Source organism: Acinetobacter sp. P1332 (genome assembly GCF_044057475.1).
GTDB lineage: Bacteria > Pseudomonadota > Gammaproteobacteria > Pseudomonadales > Moraxellaceae > Acinetobacter > Acinetobacter johnsonii.
In genome coordinates this window covers 3,426,466-3,442,551 of sequence record NZ_CP171157.1, presented here as the reverse complement: position 1 = coordinate 3,442,551, position 16,086 = coordinate 3,426,466, and the positions used below count along the sequence as shown (strand labels likewise).

The window sequence follows — 16,086 nt, the reverse complement described above, 5'->3', positions numbered from 1 at the left end:
TTTCAGACTAAATCGCTTTGATAATTACATCACGCTTATAAATATCAAAAGACGAGCAAATGACGCTAAGCTAGTAGCCGAATTAGATGCATAGATTCTCCCCATAGGTTCATCTAAATCTATGTATAACGAGATAGGTAATGACGACAGAATATTTAAAGACAAAACAACCCTTATACATCCCTTATGCGGGCAATACTTTACTTGAGTTGCCGCTGTTAAATAAAGGATCGGCGTTTACGGAAGAAGAGCGCACTCGCTTCAACTTGCATGGTTTAATTCCGCATGTTGAAGAAAGCATTGAAGAACAAAGTCAGCGTTCTTATCAACAGTACTGTGCTTTTAATGATGCGATCAATAAACACATTTACTTGCGTAACATTCAAGACACCAACGAAACCTTGTTTTATCACCTCATTGAAAACCACTTAAGTGAGATGATGCCGATCATCTATACCCCAACGGTGGGTGAGGCTTGTCAGCGTTTCTCGGATATCTATCGTCGCCATCGTGGCACATTTATTTCTTATCCAGACCGTGCGCATATTGATGACATCTTGCATAACATCAACAAGAAAAATGTCAAAGTCATTGTGATTACCGACGGCGAGCGTATTTTAGGCTTGGGAGATCAAGGCATTGGCGGGATGGGTATTCCCATTGGAAAATTGTCGCTATATACCGCGTGTGGTGGTATTAGCCCAGCTTACACCTTACCAATTACCCTCGATGTCGGGACCAATAATCAGCAGTTACTGAATGACCCGATTTATATGGGTTGGAATCAACCGCGTATCAGTGGTGATGAGTACTATGCCTTTGTCGATGAAGTCATTGCTGCGATCAAGCGTCGTTGGCCGAAAGCCTTAATTCAATTTGAAGACTTCGCGCAAAATAATGCCATGCCGTTATTGAATAAGTACCGTGATGAGATCTGTTGTTTTAATGATGATATTCAAGGTACCGCAGCCGTTTCTGTGGGTAGTTTGATTGCTGCATCACGTGCGGCAGGTAAACAGCTCAAAGATCAAACCGTTGCCTTCTTAGGTGCGGGTTCAGCAGGCTGTGGGATTGCTGAGCAAATTGTTGCGCAGATGAAAGTTGAAGGTTTAACTGATGCCGAAGCGCGTGCACGCGTGTATATGGTCGATCGTTTTGGTTTAATCACTGAAAATCAGCCAAATCTACTCGATTTCCAACGTAAATTGGCACAAAAACCAGAGGTGATAGCGCAATGGGGCAATGCTGAAGAAGTGATTTCACTGCTCGATGTCGTGAAAAATGCCAAACCTACCGTGTTGATTGGAGTATCAGGTCAGCCGGGCTTATTCACTGAAGAAGTGATTCGCACTTTGGCTTCGAACTGTGATCGTCCGATTGTGCTGCCACTGTCTAACCCAACGTCGCGTGTCGAAGCGGTGCCAGCGGATATTATTCACTGGACAGACGGCAAGGCTTTGATTGCGACGGGCAGTCCTTTTGCTCCAGTCAACTATCAAGGCAAAATTTATAATATTTCGCAGTGCAACAACTCGTATATCTTCCCGGGCATTGGGCTGGGCGTGATTGCGGCCAATGCAACCCGTGTGACCGACTCCATGTTAATTGCATCGAGTAATGCTTTGGCAGATTGCTCACCGATGCTCGTGAATCCTACAGCAGATTTATTGCCTGAGATTGATGAAATTCAGAAGGTCTCTAAGCTGATAGCCTTCAAAGTGGCCAAAGCAGCAATGGATGCAGGTGTAGCCCCGATTATTAGTGATGAACAATTGCAACACGCGATTGAGAAGAACTTTTGGAAGCCAGAGTATCGTCACTATAAACGTGTCGCCTTCTAAAGCTTAAAATGAGATCGAATAAAAAGGAGCATGATGCTCCTTTTTATTTTTTGAGAGCTGCGTCTTCATTAACATTATTTTACTAGATTAAAAAAAAGACATTTTGTACACTCCGCGCACAAGTATAAAAACCAATAACTTAACAATGATCATGTTCAATTCTATTTATAAAATGCTGGAATCCTTTGGATTCGGCTCACAAAAACGTGCTCTGCATATTCATTTTTCCAATCCGGCTTTGAACACACAGGTGTTTATTCAGCGGATTGAGGGTGAACATCGCATTAATCAGGGCCTAAAAGCTGAAATCCTATGTTTATCGACCAATGCTTATTTGCCTTTAAAACAGTTCATTGGTGGGCGAGTCGCGGTTGATCAGGTCACGGATGTGGGGCAGCTTTCTCGTCTGACGGGGGTGATTACCAGTGCCAGTCAGGGGCAAAGTGATGGCGCGTTAACTGTTTATAAACTGACGATTGAAGATGCAACAGCGCTGTGGCATAAGCGCAGAAACAGTCGTGTGTTTATGAGCAAAAGTGTTCGTGAAATCACTGAAACTCTGTTTAGCGAATGGCAAAGTCACAGTACATTATTTGCAGCCAGCTTAAGCCTGAACTTAGACGGTTTGAGCCGTGATTATGATGTACGACCTTTTGTCATGCAATCTAATGAAACCGACGCTGAGTTTCTCACTCGATTATGGCGGAGTGAAGGTATTAATTGGTTGATCGATGAACAAGCTCCGATGGTGCTCAGTTCGTCCGAACCGATTCAGGCACAGCAACTTCGTTTGATGGATGATAATCAAGCTTTTACAGCGCTGGGCCGCCGAAAGATTCGTTTCCACCGCAGCCATGCCACCGAGCCTTTTGATAGCATCACCAGTTTTATTGCTGAACGTCACTTACAGTCCACCACGGTACAGACGCAGCGTTGGCAAGCGCAACATTTAGCTCAAGATCAGAGCCAAGCTGTATTGAGTGCGCATCAGCACAGTGATCAACAAGACAATGAAAGTTTGGGTCTGGAACAAGTCTGGTGTGTCAGTCCAGCATGGACGGCTGATTTACAAGGTCAAGATCAGGTCACGCTTGCCAATAGCAGTCAACTAGATCGTCTCAACCAACAACTGAACCAATATCACGAGCTTCAGTCCAAATATTTTACAGCAAAAAGCAGCGTTCGAGATGCGCAAGTCGGCTATTGGTTTGAAATGGTGGATCATCCTGAAATAGACCAGCATGTGTCCGCAGAGCGTGAATTTCTAATTTTAGGCAAAGTTTTTTATAACCAAAATAATTTACCCAAAGAGTTATTACAGCAAATCAATCTGTTACTAAAAGGAAGTCGCTGGCAAGGTTTGAGTGAGGAACGTCAAGCCAATGAACTCTTTGTCGTACGCCGTGAGGTCAAAATTGTTCCTGAATATCAAGTGTGGATACACCGTCCAGTAGCCTATCCTTTACGCGCCAAAGTCGTCGGGCCTGAAGGGGATGAAATTTATGTGGATGCATGGGGGCGGATTAAAGTTCGCTTTATGTTTACGCGTAGTGATGACCATGCTCATGATGGTGGGGCGGGTGCAAATGACAATGACACGGACTCGGCTTGGGTCGATGTATTGACCCCATGGGCGGGTGAGGGGTATGGCGTACGTTTTCATCCGCGTGTTGGAGAAATTGTGGTCATCGACTTCTTTGAGGGGGATGTCGATCGACCCTTTGTAGTAGGACGCATTCATGAGGCCGAGCGCCACCAAACCATGTTTGATGTGAAAGGGACATTGCCTGCGACGAAAAAACTCAGCGGGATTCGTTCACAAGAGGTTGCAGGGCAAGGCTTTAACCAACTGCGTTTTGATGATACGACAGGGCAAATTAGTGTGCAGCTACACAGCAGTCATGGAGCGAGTCAGCTCAATCTCGGTAACCTCAGTCATCCAAAAGAAACTGAGAACAGTGATGGGCGTGGTGAGGGGTTTGAGCTAAGAACGGATCAATGGGGAGCCATGCGTGCAGGCAAAGGCCTCTTGATTAGTACCTATGCACAGGATCAAGCGGTCGCAGATCATTTGGCTGCATCCGAAGCCCAGTCCATCTTGCAGCAAGGTCATGACAGTATGCACATGCTGAGTACTTTGGCTGTTAAACAACAGACTGATGCACTGAATGTGATCAATCGTCTGCCTAAATTGATTCAGTCTGTAGAGCTAAAAGGGGCCAATCAAGCCCTCCAAGCAACTGTTGGTTTATTTAAAACTGCAGTCAGTCAGGATCCGATTTCGGCATTAAAAACGTGTGGTGGTTTTATTGAGGATATTCAAAAATTTGGTCAAGACACAGACAATTTGATCAATGAATTTAAAGATTATTTTCAGGATGCAGAGGCTTCAATAGAAAATTTAAAAGCCTTTATTGATAACCTCGAAGAACATGGTACAGATGCTTTAAAAAGTCAGTTGCAAGGCGTGAAAGACAAATTGAATGCGGATCCACTCGGCGCTTTAAAAGATGTTGGTAAAGTGATTGCGAATGTTGATATGAGAGACTTTGACCTGACGAGTGCTTGCGGAAGCTTTAATAAAGGCAGCAAATTGGATGTTAATCCCATGCAGGCATTGGTCTCCATGCAAGGTTTTATGGAGACATATGCTCAAGAGGCAGAGCAAACGCAGGATACTCAGAATCAAGCTCAAGCGAAGATCTTTCGTCAGGCTTTAATGCTGCTGGCTTCCCCCAATGGTATTGCTTTAACGACGCCTGAAGATATTGTTTTACAAGCTTCTCAAGACATTGCTGAAAGCGCACAGGGGTCCATTAACTTAAGTGCCCAGAAGAATATTATTGCGCATGCGCAGGATAAAGTGAGCTTATTTGCTGCACAAAAAGGGCTAAAAGCATTTGCAGCAAAAGGAAAAGTCGAATTACAGGCACAAGATGATGCGATAGAGGCGATTGCGCGTAAGGTGATTAAGCTAATTTCAACAGAAGATAAAATAGAAATAACCAGTCCGAAAGAAATTGTACTGACTGCTGGTGGTTCACAGCTCAAAATTAATGGGGATGGGATTTTTACGACAACAGGTGGAAAGTTTGAAAGTAAGGCGGGTCAGCATAGTTTTGTGGGTGGTGCAAAAGTATCTTATGAGGTTCCTGAATTACCAAGCAGTGGTCCATTTACTAAATTATTCCATTTTGTGTCACTAGAAGGTGAGAAAATGGAAAATGCAATGATACAAATTTATGAAAAAATAAATGAGAACTATGTTTTTAAATTAGATTCGAAAATTGATAAATCTATTTTTAGACTAGAAAATGATGAAAAAAATATTGAGTATAAAGCATTGGTTGGGTTCGATGATTGGGTTTCATGGTTTGATGATGAAGAAGAGGAATTACAAGAAGAAATAGATTTAGGTGAGCATCACAATCCATATGATAAAGAGTCTGGAAATCAGTATGAGTAATGTACATATCGTAAAAAAAGGGGATACGCTTTGGGGTATCTCAAACAAATATAATATTAGTCTTAATGAGTTAGTTGAAATAAATGGTTTATATGGTAAAAAGAAAAATTTATTAAAGATTGGGCAAAAGATATATTTGAAAAAAAATAATAGTAGAAAAATTGATACATTTTTAACAATAAAAGTTTATGATCTAAAGTGGGAATCAATTCCTCAAGCTAAGCTATTACTAGAGTATGATGGTCAGTGTCATTTAATGACTAGCGATGATAATGGGTTAATTAAAGATATTCAAATTGAAGATGCTTTGAAAGGTATAAAAATAAGTTTATATACATTAAAAAATATATTTGAACTTATAGCTCATCATAAAACATTGCCGATGGGGAAAAAAATATTAAAACTAAGTTCTCGTGCAATGATATTAAAAGGTAATACTTATCAAGTTGAGGGTGTAGCTAGAACAAATACACAAGCAATTGAAAAAGAATTGAAAGTTAATGGTAAGAAAGCGCAGAATACATCTGGGACATCTGGGACATCTGGGACATCTGGGACATCTGGGACATCTGGGACATCTGGGACATCTGGGACATCTGGGACATCTGGGACATCTGGGACATCTGGGACATCTGGGACATCTGGGACATCTGGGACATCTGGGACATCTGGGACATCTGGGACATCTGAAACAAGAGTGGAAGGTGGATTACCTGCTGTCACAGTAGCTGCAGTATATTCTGAAGAAAATTTATATTTACATCCAGATAATGAAAAATATCGAAGAATAATTATTAACGCAGCAAAAAAATATAATTTAGCGCCACAAGCCTTAGCTGCAAAAATTAACGCAGAAGCTGGTACAAAAAGAGGAAGTCAAGAATGGAATGCTCAAGCACGTGCTTCAACATCATCTGCAGTAGGATTAACTCAGTTTTTAAGTGGCACTTGGTATGAGATATGTACACGTTCTACTTATAGTGACACATTACTTCAAAAACATGTTATTAAGAAAAAATTAATCTCTAATTTTCAAGAGAATATGGCTCTTAAGTTAATTTCGGTAAAAGATAAAGAAAAATTAAAAGCTCTTGGAACGGACCCTACTTTTTCGGTGGATTCAGCAGCGGCATATGCTAGGGCAAATATTGATATAGTTACAAACATATATAGAAAGGTCGATAGTTTAGAACCTAGTGATCTCGCAAAAGTTGGATATGTAGCTCATCATGATGGTCCAACAGGGTTTGGCAAAATAATTGAAGCAACAAACGACTCTTCATGGTCAAAACTACAAGGGCAAGTGTGTTCCAAAGATAGTCCTAATTGCAGTACATTACAAAATTATAAGGAAAGATTTAGTAATGGGAGGGATGCATATCGATGGTGGTTATGTACTGAATATACAGATGCAAAAATTAATGTAAATCGATTTACCCTTAGCCCTGCTGATGGGAAAAAATTTAAGAATGCTCGAACAATGGAGGAAATTATTGTTTTTCTAGGTGGTAAAGCTTTAGTTCGGCCAAGTAAAGAATTCGAGAAAAAGAAAGGAGCTAATGATACCCAAGCAACAGAAAATATTAGTATTATTATTACATCCATTGTAAATAATAAGGTTGAACCCAGTATTCAGTATTTCGTAAAATCTAAATATGGGTTAAAACCACATTTGACAAATGAAAATGGTCATGAAGTTATTAAAATTAAAAAAGGAGATAAGCTTGAAATCATTTTCGATAATCAAGTTTTAACTTCAATCACTTCGATAAAAGATAAAGAAGAATTTAGGATTAATTTTCCAATTACTCAAGAAAAAAATATACAGAAGAAAACACAAGAAGTGAGTACAAACAACGAACAGAAGCTCAATTTTGATGGTTGGAGAAATCCACTTAATGGTACTTGTCAAGTGAGGCGGTTTGGTTATAAATCATTACCCTTAAAGGCAAATGCTGCAACTTATAATCAAAGTAATTTACAGCAGGCAACTAAGGTTGCATCAGGGTTTAATCGAACAACTTATAGATCTAGTGGAATGCATCAAGGTCTTGATCTTGAGGCTGATAATGGTGCCAATGTTTATCCAGTTTGTGTTGGTACCATTGCAAAAGTAATTCCATCATATCCAGGTTATGGAAAAACGATTATTTTAGAATGTGACGTAAATGATTTGCCAGTTTCAAAAAAAGCTTTAGCAAAAAACATAGACACAATTTACTTTGTTTATGCACATTTAAATTCTATAAATGTAACAGAGGGAGCTATTATAACCACTCTAGATACTATTCTTGGGAAAACAGGTAATACTGGTAATGCCGGAAGTATGACAAGAATTGAGGATGGTGCACATTTGCATTTTGAGGTCAGAACAGAGATAACGAAATCAATGGGGAAATCTGGAATGACGTATAGACAAGACCCATTTCCTTGGTTAGATAATTGTAAGACCACTGAAAATGGTGTTAAATTAAATAGGTAAATAGATCATGAAATATAAATTATGCTTGATAGGTATGTTGGCTTTTTCAACAATTGCTAATGCAGAATTTAATATAGAAAATAACATAAATCAACCTAATTATATAAAATTAGGGTATAGGAATGTTTTAAATTCTGGGTTTATATATACTGATAATGATAAAAATTTTAAATTAAAGAAAAATACAGTTAATGTTCCATATGAAGATATTTCAATTTTATTGAAACCTCTATTAAGAAATGACAATAGAATAAAAGGAAATGATTATTATTTTTTAAATTATGAGACTTTTATTCAGCTAGATGGAATAGAGTATAAGTTACCTTTTATTATTTCAGATGTAAGTGCTATTGGCTCTAGTGTGCTGTTTAATGATAGTAATATGGTTATTTTCTCAATTGAGAGCTATGCAAGTCCAGTTTCAAATAATAATTCAAAAAAATTTAAAAGTGATGTATATATTTTAAATAAAAAAAATTTAGGCTTATATTCACCTTTTTTCTTGTCTTTAAATTCTAAATTAAAAAATTTTAATGAGGTTTCTATGGATTTTAGTAAGTTGGGGTCTGTGAAATATAATAAAAACAAAAAGACATATCAGATTCTATATGAGCTTCAAAAAGCTTCAGAAGACTTTAGCTCGACCGGAAGAGTAGTCTATGAAAAATCTCCTATTGAGTACTCATTTATCTTAATACCTGATCAAAAAGAACCTTTTTCGATAAAAAACTTTGTGGAAAAAAAGAAAGGAACTAACAAGATTATTTCAAAAGATGATGGTGGTGGCATGTATTCTTATTTTTTAAAGGGTAATTGATTCCAATGAAGATGTAATATTTTATATTTTATATTGGTTTCACTAGGATCTTGTACTTATTTAAATGATAGTAAGGGGGATGAAAGTCATTTGGATTTTAACTTATTAAAGTTGAGAGGATGGTAAGTGAAGGGGCAAGTGATTCATCGCAAGATTTAGTCTATACTTCTATTGATAAAAATCAGAAAAATAATGTTCTATTGTTTGATGTTATAAATGGTGAAATACAAGTAATTAATTTAGAACGAAAGGCGTTTAATATATCTGATTGTGACGAGTATTCATCTGATACCAATGCAGAGAAAATTCTTGTTTTATGGATTTAACCAAGCTGATTTCTGTCAGCTTGGTTTGGTTTTTCACCCTTCCAACACTTCTTCCAGCAACTCCTCACTCGGCGCAAAATAGTAAGCACCGTCCACAGGAGTCACAAAATGAAGCATACGGTCATGGATTCCATCACCACTGGTGCCGAACATACGCAGTAACATCGCATCAATAATGTTTAAATCTTTCGTATAGGCAATAAAAAATAAACCTTGCTCACCTTTACCATCGCCATAAGGAAGAGAGTGACGTAGGATTTCCATTTCCTCGCCTTCATCATCTTCAACCACGACACGTGCAACGTGAGAATTTGCAGGCTTAACGTCATCATCTAGTTCAATACTTTCAAGTTTTGTCCGTCCAAAGACTTGCTCTTGAGCATCAACCTTTAGCTTTTTCCACTTTTCCAAATCATGGCAATAGCGCTGTGCAAAGATAAAAGAACCATCTGCGAATACTCCTGCATCTTCACTTAATAATGTCGTTGCAGCACGATCATCGGGAAACTGCGGGTTTTCAGTACCATCAATAAAACCAGTCAAATCTCGACCATCAAAATTGCGGAAACAGACTCGTTCATCTAAAACATCCACTTTATCTTGGATGCCTTCAAAGAAGGATTGACTCAGGGCAAAACAAATATCGGTACGCTGAGACGCAATATGAATTAAAACATCCGCAGGTGAAACAGGCATATTGAAAGAGCCATAAATGGGCTCTAGCTGTTTAAACCCTGCAGGCGCTGTAGGATGAAGTTGTGCCCAAAGTTCAGGGCCAAAAGCAACAGCTGTTTTGATCTGCGCATGTGGATGTTGGGTAATAAGACGATCACGGGTTGAAAATAAATCTTCTAATTTTTCTTTAAGTTCTTCAATACTTAAATCTTTTAAACGTAAAACAATAAAACGGGCATGATCTGAAGGTAATGGCAGAATTACAGATTGGGCGGTCATTCATGGCTCCTAAAAAAATTGTTATTTCTATTGGCTGCACTTATTGTGCCTTATGCAGTTTCAGCTTCATAGCCTTAAGTGATAAATTCATTGATGAATAATAAACCCTAAAAGCATGAAAGATCATATAATCTAAAGATCATTTTTTTCTCAATACCACTATGTCATTTCAAATTTGGCTTGGCTTTGTACTCGCATGTTGGATCATTAGTATTTCTCCAGGGGCAGGGGCCATTGCGTCAATGTCGAGTGGCCTTAACTACGGTTTTCGGCATGGTTATTGGAATGCGCTGGGTTTACAACTCGCCTTATTGGTGCAAATCGGTATTGTGGCGGCTGGGGTAGGGGGGTACTCTTTGCCACAAAGCCTTGGGCATTTTGGGCCGTGAAGTGGTTTGGTGTGGCTTATTTGTTGTATTTGGCTTATTTACAATGTACGGCACCCATCCAGTCGATTGAAATTCAACAAGAACAACCGACTAAGTCTCGCTCGAAATTGGTGATGTATGGCTTTTTGATCAATATGAGCAATCCCAAAGCAATCGTCTTTTTATTGGCAGTTTTACCGCAATTTTTGGATTTGTCTAAACCGCAGTGGAGTCAATATGCGGTGATGGCCGTCACGATGGTCACGATTGATTTGATTGTGATGGCAGGATATACGGGATTGGCAGCGAAAGTTTTAAAACTTTTAACATCACCGCGACAGCAAAAATATCTCAATCGTACTTTCGCAGTGTTATTTAGTTGTGCGGCGGGATTGCTTAGTTTGGTTCATCAGTAAGTTTAGTCTGCGTCAGTTCTGCTAAAAACTGTTGTTCGGTAACCACATGTATACCGTGCTGACGAAATAGGGCGGCAGTGATTCCTTCCCCTGCAATTTTTTGCCCAGTAAATGAGCCATCATAAATACCATCACTGCCACAAGATGGGCTATTGGCTTTGAGCACAGCATGCGTGACGTGACTGGCTTGCGCCAATGCTAAAGCTTTGTAAGCACCTTGAATAAAGACATCGCTAAGCTGATGACCATCTGAGGAAAAAACCTGTGCGTGGCCTGATAAAACATCAGCACCTGACCCGTCGCGAATTTCTGCTGCGGGACGCGGGGTTGGAAGTCCTGCACTGACTTCAGGACATAAGCTGACATAATTTTTATCGAGCAAAGCTTGAACTAACTGAGAGACTAAGCAGTCTTTGCCGTCATAACGGACTTTTTGTCCGAGTAGACATGCGCTGATAAAATAACGTTGATGGATCATTTAGTTATGTCAGTTTTTTAAACTTCTGCGCGATAAAAATCAACGCAAACAGAATCGACATGGTTAAAACAATGCTGAGTCCTGTAGAGGTATTCAGCCCTGCGCTGGACCATAAACCAACTGTCACCCCAATTTGCGCAATCACAAAGGCCCAAATCACCATTTGTTTTGGAGAGTGGGCAAGCAGTCGAGCGGTAAGTGCTGGAATGACAAGCAAAGCACCCATCAGTAAAGAACCCACTGCACGAAGCGCCAAAATGGTAAATAAAGCCAGTAGCAACATAAAAATCAAACGTTGCCATTTCGCACTGACACCTTCACTGACGGCCATATCAGGATCGATCGCGATCTGAATTTGAGCTTGCCAACTTTTATAAAGCACTGCCAATGCAACAACAATAACAGTGGCAAAAACGGGCAGGTCTGCCCATGTGATCGTGAGCAAATCACCAAATAAATAGCTGAGTAGCTCAGGTCTTAAGCTTGGAATATGTTGAATAAACATCAGACCCGAGCAGAGCAAGGTCGCAGAACAGAGTGCGAGTAATGCGTCATTAGGTAACCGTGGATCATGCAAAACCCAAAGGATCGCCACCAACAAGCCCGCAATAAAAGCCACACCCATCCACAGGGGCAACGCCATTGCTCCTGCAATCGCGACACCCAGTAAAGTACCATGTGCCATGGTGTCGGCAAAAAATGACATGCGGCGCCATAGCATCAAACAGCCCAGTGGTGCAGTCAAAAAGACTAGCAACGTACCCATAATCCATGCAGGTAATAGCAGTTGTAACCATTCCATCATGACTTAAGCTTCCGGTTCGGGGTGAATGTGTGGGCGAGCGTCATGCTGACAAGGCGTTGCACTATCACCATGTGCGCAGTGATCATGATGATGTTGATAGAATACGCGGTTGGTACCAAAAATAGCTTGATACTCAGGGTGTTGTTGCACACTTTCAGGCAGGCCACTACAACAAATGTGTTTATTCAAACACACTACACGATGAGTTCCTTGCATGACCCACTGCAAATCATGTGAAACCATGAGCACAGCACAACCATATTTGGCGGGTAAACTGCGCACATAGTCGTACAGCTCAGCCTCAGACTGAATGTCTAGGCCCTGCATCGGTTCATCGAGAACCAAAATATCAGGTTGACGTAACAGCGCACGTGCCAGTAAAACGCGTTGACGCTCTCCACCTGAAAGCTGCTGTACTTTAGAATTTTCAAGTTTGCTGATCCCAGTATCGTGGATAATTTCTTGCTTAATTACAGGATCACATTTTTCCAAAGCCAATAGGTCTTTTACCCTAAGCGGTAGGCTATGTGAGGGATTAAATTTTTGCGGTACATAAGAAAACTTGAGTGGCTTTGTTGTTTTAATTTCGCCAGTATTAGGGTGCACAATACCCAATAGCACTTTAATGAGCGTGGATTTCCCTGCACCATTTGGCCCAATCAGGGTCACAATTTCCCGTTCATGTAAGACAAAATCGACATGCTTTAAAATGTCGCGTTCATCGATACGAACACTAATTTGGGAGAGTTCGACCAGAACAGGATCGAGGCTTATTTGTGGCGACACTGCTGACAAATTCCTGAAATTTCGATAATGCTATGTTGTGCCGTAAAACCATCGGCTGCGGAAAGTGCATCGAGTTGTTGTAATAATCCTTGTGCAGAGGCCTCGGTCACTGATTTGCAATCAGTGCAAATGAGAAAGGCTGCTTGATGGCCTTCACGGGGATGGCAACACGGAATATAGGCATTAATCGAGGTGAGTCGGTGAATGAGGCCTTTTTCTAATAAAAAGTCTAAGGTGCGGTACACCGTCGGTGGGGCAGCAGGGCGGTCGGCATTGCTTTTAATTTTAGCCAACAAGTCATACGCACCCATCGGACCTGTCGCATTCAGGATCAGTGCCAAGACTTCTTTTCTTAAGGGGGTTAGGCGCGCACCAGTTGTTGCGCACAAGACTTCTGCTTCAGCCAAACGCGTCTCAACGTTGTGATGACCATGCACATCATGTAAAGCATGGTGGTGTTCGTGAGAACAAGCGCTCATAACAAACCTCAAGTGCAAAATTTATAAAAGAAAAACGACATTAAATCTTAACATGAAGCGCAGAGAGTTTCGATTAGGCATAGGTATTTTTGTCGATTTGTTATATTATAACACTAATTGTATTTCTAGTGATTGCTCCCCATGTCCCGTTTCTTGGCTTTTTTTGCGTTTGCGCTGTTTAGTAGTGTTGCTTGGACGCAAGACTTGGTTGTTTCTACACAGCCGATTTACTTGATTGCACAGGAAGTGACGAAAGGCATTGAAAAACCAACCTTATTGTTGGCCGATCAATCTGGACATGATGTGAGTTTGACCCCAATGCATCGTAAAATCATTCAGGATGCAGGCTTGGTTATTTGGTTGGGACGAGCACATGAAGCACCGCTGGATAAACTCCTGACCCCCAATGATAAAGCAGTTTCTATTTTAGATTCAGGCATTATCAATGCCTTACCACTACGAAATACCCGTGGTGATGCCTTAAAAAATACCATTGATACCCATGTTTGGCTTGACCCAAACAATGCGGTACGCATTGGTTTCTTTATTGCAGGCCTGCGTTCACAGCAGATGCCTGAGTATAAGGAGCGCTACTGGAACAATGCCAAACTCTTTGCTCAGAAAATGTTACAAGCCTCAGCTATATATAGTCAAAGTACCCAAGCTCGCCCGTATTGGTCTTTTCATGATGCCTATCAATACCTGGAGCGACCTTTAAACTTACGCTTTGCAGGTGCATTGACAGATGATCCACATATTGCGCCTACGGTTGCGCAAATCAAATACTTAAATGACAGCCGCCCTTATTCAAAGATGTGCCTTTTGGCTGAAGTGCATGCAAGTCAAGCACAATATCAAAAGTTGAACCCATTAGTCTTCCAAGCGGTTGATGAAAGCATGACTGGGGCAGGGGATTTTGTCAGCGCGTGGAAGCAATTGGCCGATCATGTGCATAAATGTGTGCTAAATGCGCGAAAGTGACGCAAAAATTAAACAATAATTGATTAGTTTAAAAGCAATTTAAACATAGAAAAAAACTCGACTTAGGTCGGGAAAAGATTGCATGTTCAGGGGTGTAACTCTATAATGCCTGCGATTAAAAATAATCATCAGCTAAACTTGTCAAGCATGATTGTTGTGAGTGAATAAATAATGAGCCGAACTAGTCGCTTGATTGACCGACGATTAGCGAAAGCTTTAGTCCTCTTACAAGCATGTATGATTCCTGTTTCAGCCTTGATCGGCTGGGTCGTGAAAGACTCAACCGCAGCCCTGAGTGCAGCATTAGGTGCGCTCGTGTGTTGGCTTGCGACTTGCTATTTTTCATGGCAGTCGTTTCGAGCAGCAGGAGCTCGCGCTTCTAAACAAGTTCTTGCGAACATGTATAAAGGCATGATGGGTAAGTTTGCAATTGTGATTGTTGGTTTCATTTTAATTTTAAGCAATGTCAAACCGTTGTCAGCGGTGGCGTTGTTTTGTGGTTTTATGCTCGTTCAAACCATGACGTGGGTTGCTCCATTTTGGGTGTCGCGTCAACAAAAACGAGTTTAATAAGCACTACAAAAAATTGAAAAGTTTTTTAGGAGATGAACGAGATATCAAGCAGCACGCGATGTTCGTTCTCTCTATTTGTATTTGACATTGACCAGGTGTGATTTATGGCTGCTGAAGAACATGCCCTTACTTCGACCGAGTATATCAAGCATCACTTGACGAATATGACTTATGGCAAAATGCCAGACGGTTCATGGAAGTTGGCTGAGACTGCTGAAGAAGCTCAACAGATGGGGTTCACTGCTATTCACTTGGATTCAATGGGTTGGTCTATCACTCTTGGTGTGATTTTCTGTTTGTTGTTCTGGTGCGTAGCGAAAGCTGCAAACTCTGGTGTTCCAACCAAGTTCCAGTCTGCAATTGAAATGATCATTGAGTTTGTGGACTCAAGTGTTCGCGACACTTTCCATGGCAAATCACGCTTAATTGCGCCACTTGCATTGACCATTTTCGTGTGGATTTTCCTCATGAACGCAATGGACTTAATCCCAGTTGACTTTATTCCGTATACAGCTCAACTGATTGGTGCAAGTGTATTTGGTATGGATCCTCATCACGTTTACTTCAAGGTTGTACCTTCTACAGATCCAAACATTACCCTAGGTATGTCTTTATCTGTATTTGTATTGATCTTGTTCTACAGTATTCGCGAAAAGGGGATTGGTGGTTTCGTTGGCGAATTAGCACTTAACCCATTTAACCCAAGTAACCCAGTTGCAAAAGCGTTATTGATTCCAGTGAACTTAATTCTTGAATTAGTAACATTCCTTGCACGTCCAGTTTCATTGGCTCTGCGACTTTTCGGTAACATGTATGCAGGTGAGTTAATCTTCATCCTTATCGCATTATTACCATTCTGGATCCAATGGGCGTTGTCTGTGCCTTGGGCGATCTTCCACATTCTTGTTATCACGCTACAAGCATTCATCTTTATGATGCTGACTATCGTATACTTGAGCATGGCAAGCGAAAAGCATTAATGGTAATGCCCAACTATCACTGGATGGTTGGGCGCACAATTTTTTAATTTAATTTGGTATAAACCTAACCTCTGAGGAATTATCATGGAACTCACTTTAGGTCTAGTTGCAATTGCATCTGCTATCTTGATCGCTTTTGGTGCTTTAGGTACTGCGATTGGTTTTGGTCTTTTAGGCGGTCGCTTCCTTGAAGCTGTTGCACGTCAACCAGAATTGGCTCCACAACTTCAAACTCGTATGTTCTTAATCGCGGGTCTTCTTGATGCTGTGCCTATGATCGGTGTTGGTATTGGCTTGTTCTTCATCTTTGCTAATCCATTTGTAGGTTAATCGG

At 40.7% G+C, this 16,086-nt stretch carries 13 protein-coding genes and 1 pseudogene; 9 read left to right on the top strand and 5 right to left on the bottom strand.

Annotated elements, in window-relative coordinates; translation table 11 throughout:
* Positions 1-140 precede the first annotated feature (140 nt).
* From ACFN7Z_RS16865 to ACFN7Z_RS16850, 4 genes are all read left to right on the top strand, one after another.
* A complete protein-coding gene (locus ACFN7Z_RS16865; protein ID WP_058952388.1) occupies positions 141-1,841 on the top strand; it encodes an NAD-dependent malic enzyme in 1,701 nt (566 codons plus the stop codon).
* A gap of 151 nt (positions 1,842-1,992) precedes the next feature.
* Complete coding sequence (locus tag ACFN7Z_RS16860) at positions 1,993-5,307, top strand: type VI secretion system Vgr family protein (protein WP_081316842.1); 3,315 nt, start codon at positions 1,993-1,995, stop codon at positions 5,305-5,307.
* Complete coding sequence (locus tag ACFN7Z_RS16855; RefSeq protein ID WP_395442267.1) at positions 5,300-7,789, top strand: LysM peptidoglycan-binding domain-containing protein; 2,490 nt, start codon at positions 5,300-5,302, stop codon at positions 7,787-7,789. Before ACFN7Z_RS16860 ends, ACFN7Z_RS16855 begins: the two co-directional genes overlap by 8 nt.
* A 7-nt stretch (positions 7,790-7,796) precedes the next feature.
* A complete protein-coding gene (locus tag ACFN7Z_RS16850) occupies positions 7,797-8,606 on the top strand; it encodes a hypothetical protein (RefSeq protein ID WP_171253708.1) in 810 nt (269 codons plus the stop codon).
* A 359-nt stretch (positions 8,607-8,965) separates the two neighbouring features.
* Here the strand turns inward: ACFN7Z_RS16850 and ACFN7Z_RS16845 are convergent, their stop codons facing one another.
* Positions 8,966-9,886 (bottom strand): Dyp-type peroxidase, encoded by a 921-nt coding sequence (locus tag ACFN7Z_RS16845; RefSeq protein WP_058952384.1) that lies wholly within the window; start codon positions 9,884-9,886, stop codon positions 8,966-8,968.
* A 161-nt stretch (positions 9,887-10,047) separates the two neighbouring features.
* On the opposite strand from ACFN7Z_RS16845, the pseudogene ACFN7Z_RS16840 reads away from it, so the two are divergent.
* Positions 10,048-10,670, top strand: a pseudogene (locus ACFN7Z_RS16840) (LysE family transporter).
* Here ACFN7Z_RS16840 and ACFN7Z_RS16835 read toward each other — a convergent pair.
* The 4 genes from ACFN7Z_RS16835 to ACFN7Z_RS16820 are packed head-to-tail and all read right to left on the bottom strand — an operon-like array spanning position 10,651 to position 13,218.
* On the bottom strand, positions 10,651-11,148 hold the full coding sequence (locus tag ACFN7Z_RS16835) for a DUF523 domain-containing protein (RefSeq protein WP_094148882.1): 498 nt from the start codon (positions 11,146-11,148) through the stop codon (positions 10,651-10,653). The pseudogene ACFN7Z_RS16840 and the gene ACFN7Z_RS16835 sit on opposite strands and share 20 nt — an antisense overlap.
* Before the next feature lie 4 nt (positions 11,149-11,152).
* The gene (znuB, locus tag ACFN7Z_RS16830) at positions 11,153-11,953 is read right to left on the bottom strand and encodes a zinc ABC transporter permease subunit ZnuB (protein ID WP_004984031.1); all 801 of its coding nucleotides are present in this window, start codon (positions 11,951-11,953) and stop codon (positions 11,153-11,155) included.
* Positions 11,954-11,956: 3 nt separating this feature from the next.
* Positions 11,957-12,739, bottom strand: a complete 783-nt coding sequence (gene znuC / locus ACFN7Z_RS16825) for a zinc ABC transporter ATP-binding protein ZnuC (protein WP_058952383.1) — start codon at positions 12,737-12,739, stop codon at positions 11,957-11,959.
* Positions 12,724-13,218, bottom strand: a complete 495-nt coding sequence (locus ACFN7Z_RS16820; protein WP_004984035.1) for a transcriptional repressor — start codon at positions 13,216-13,218, stop codon at positions 12,724-12,726. Before ACFN7Z_RS16820 ends, znuC begins: the two co-directional genes overlap by 16 nt.
* A gap of 141 nt (positions 13,219-13,359) precedes the next feature.
* On the opposite strand from ACFN7Z_RS16820, the gene ACFN7Z_RS16815 reads away from it, so the two are divergent.
* From ACFN7Z_RS16815 to atpE, 4 genes are all read left to right on the top strand, one after another.
* On the top strand, positions 13,360-14,199 hold the full coding sequence (locus ACFN7Z_RS16815; RefSeq protein WP_004684414.1) for a metal ABC transporter solute-binding protein, Zn/Mn family: 840 nt from the start codon (positions 13,360-13,362) through the stop codon (positions 14,197-14,199).
* A gap of 171 nt (positions 14,200-14,370) precedes the next feature.
* Positions 14,371-14,769, top strand: coding sequence for an ATP synthase subunit I (locus tag ACFN7Z_RS16810; RefSeq protein WP_004684416.1), 399 nt, complete (start codon positions 14,371-14,373; stop codon positions 14,767-14,769).
* A gap of 107 nt (positions 14,770-14,876) precedes the next feature.
* The gene (gene atpB / locus ACFN7Z_RS16805) at positions 14,877-15,752 is read left to right on the top strand and encodes a F0F1 ATP synthase subunit A (protein WP_004684418.1); all 876 of its coding nucleotides are present in this window, start codon (positions 14,877-14,879) and stop codon (positions 15,750-15,752) included.
* 84 nt (positions 15,753-15,836) lie between these two features.
* Entirely contained in the window at positions 15,837-16,082 is a 246-nt protein-coding gene (gene atpE, locus ACFN7Z_RS16800) for a F0F1 ATP synthase subunit C (RefSeq protein ID WP_000424060.1), read from the top strand.
* The last annotated feature ends 4 nt before the right edge of the window (positions 16,083-16,086 follow it).

Excerpts from the sequence above, each read along its gene's own strand:
- atpE (WP_000424060.1), top strand. The coding sequence starts at position 15,837 with ATGGAACTCACTTTAGGTCTAGTTGCAATTGCATCTGCTATCTTGATC.
- ACFN7Z_RS16850 (WP_171253708.1), top strand. The coding sequence starts at position 7,797 with ATGAAATATAAATTATGCTTGATAGGTATGTTGGCTTTTTCAACAATT.
- ACFN7Z_RS16810 (WP_004684416.1), top strand. The coding sequence starts at position 14,371 with ATGAGCCGAACTAGTCGCTTGATTGACCGACGATTAGCGAAAGCTTTA.
- ACFN7Z_RS16845 (WP_058952384.1), bottom strand. The coding sequence starts at position 9,886 with ATGACCGCCCAATCTGTAATTCTGCCATTACCTTCAGATCATGCCCGT.
- ACFN7Z_RS16820 (WP_004984035.1), bottom strand. The coding sequence starts at position 13,218 with ATGAGCGCTTGTTCTCACGAACACCACCATGCTTTACATGATGTGCAT.
- ACFN7Z_RS16860 (WP_081316842.1), top strand. The coding sequence starts at position 1,993 with ATGTTCAATTCTATTTATAAAATGCTGGAATCCTTTGGATTCGGCTCA.
- ACFN7Z_RS16865 (WP_058952388.1), top strand. The coding sequence starts at position 141 with ATGACGACAGAATATTTAAAGACAAAACAACCCTTATACATCCCTTAT.
- atpB (WP_004684418.1), top strand. The coding sequence starts at position 14,877 with ATGGCTGCTGAAGAACATGCCCTTACTTCGACCGAGTATATCAAGCAT.
- znuB (WP_004984031.1), bottom strand. The coding sequence starts at position 11,953 with ATGATGGAATGGTTACAACTGCTATTACCTGCATGGATTATGGGTACG.
- ACFN7Z_RS16855 (WP_395442267.1), top strand. The coding sequence starts at position 5,300 with ATGAGTAATGTACATATCGTAAAAAAAGGGGATACGCTTTGGGGTATC.
- ACFN7Z_RS16815 (WP_004684414.1), top strand. The coding sequence starts at position 13,360 with ATGTCCCGTTTCTTGGCTTTTTTTGCGTTTGCGCTGTTTAGTAGTGTT.
- ACFN7Z_RS16835 (WP_094148882.1), bottom strand. The coding sequence starts at position 11,148 with ATGATCCATCAACGTTATTTTATCAGCGCATGTCTACTCGGACAAAAA.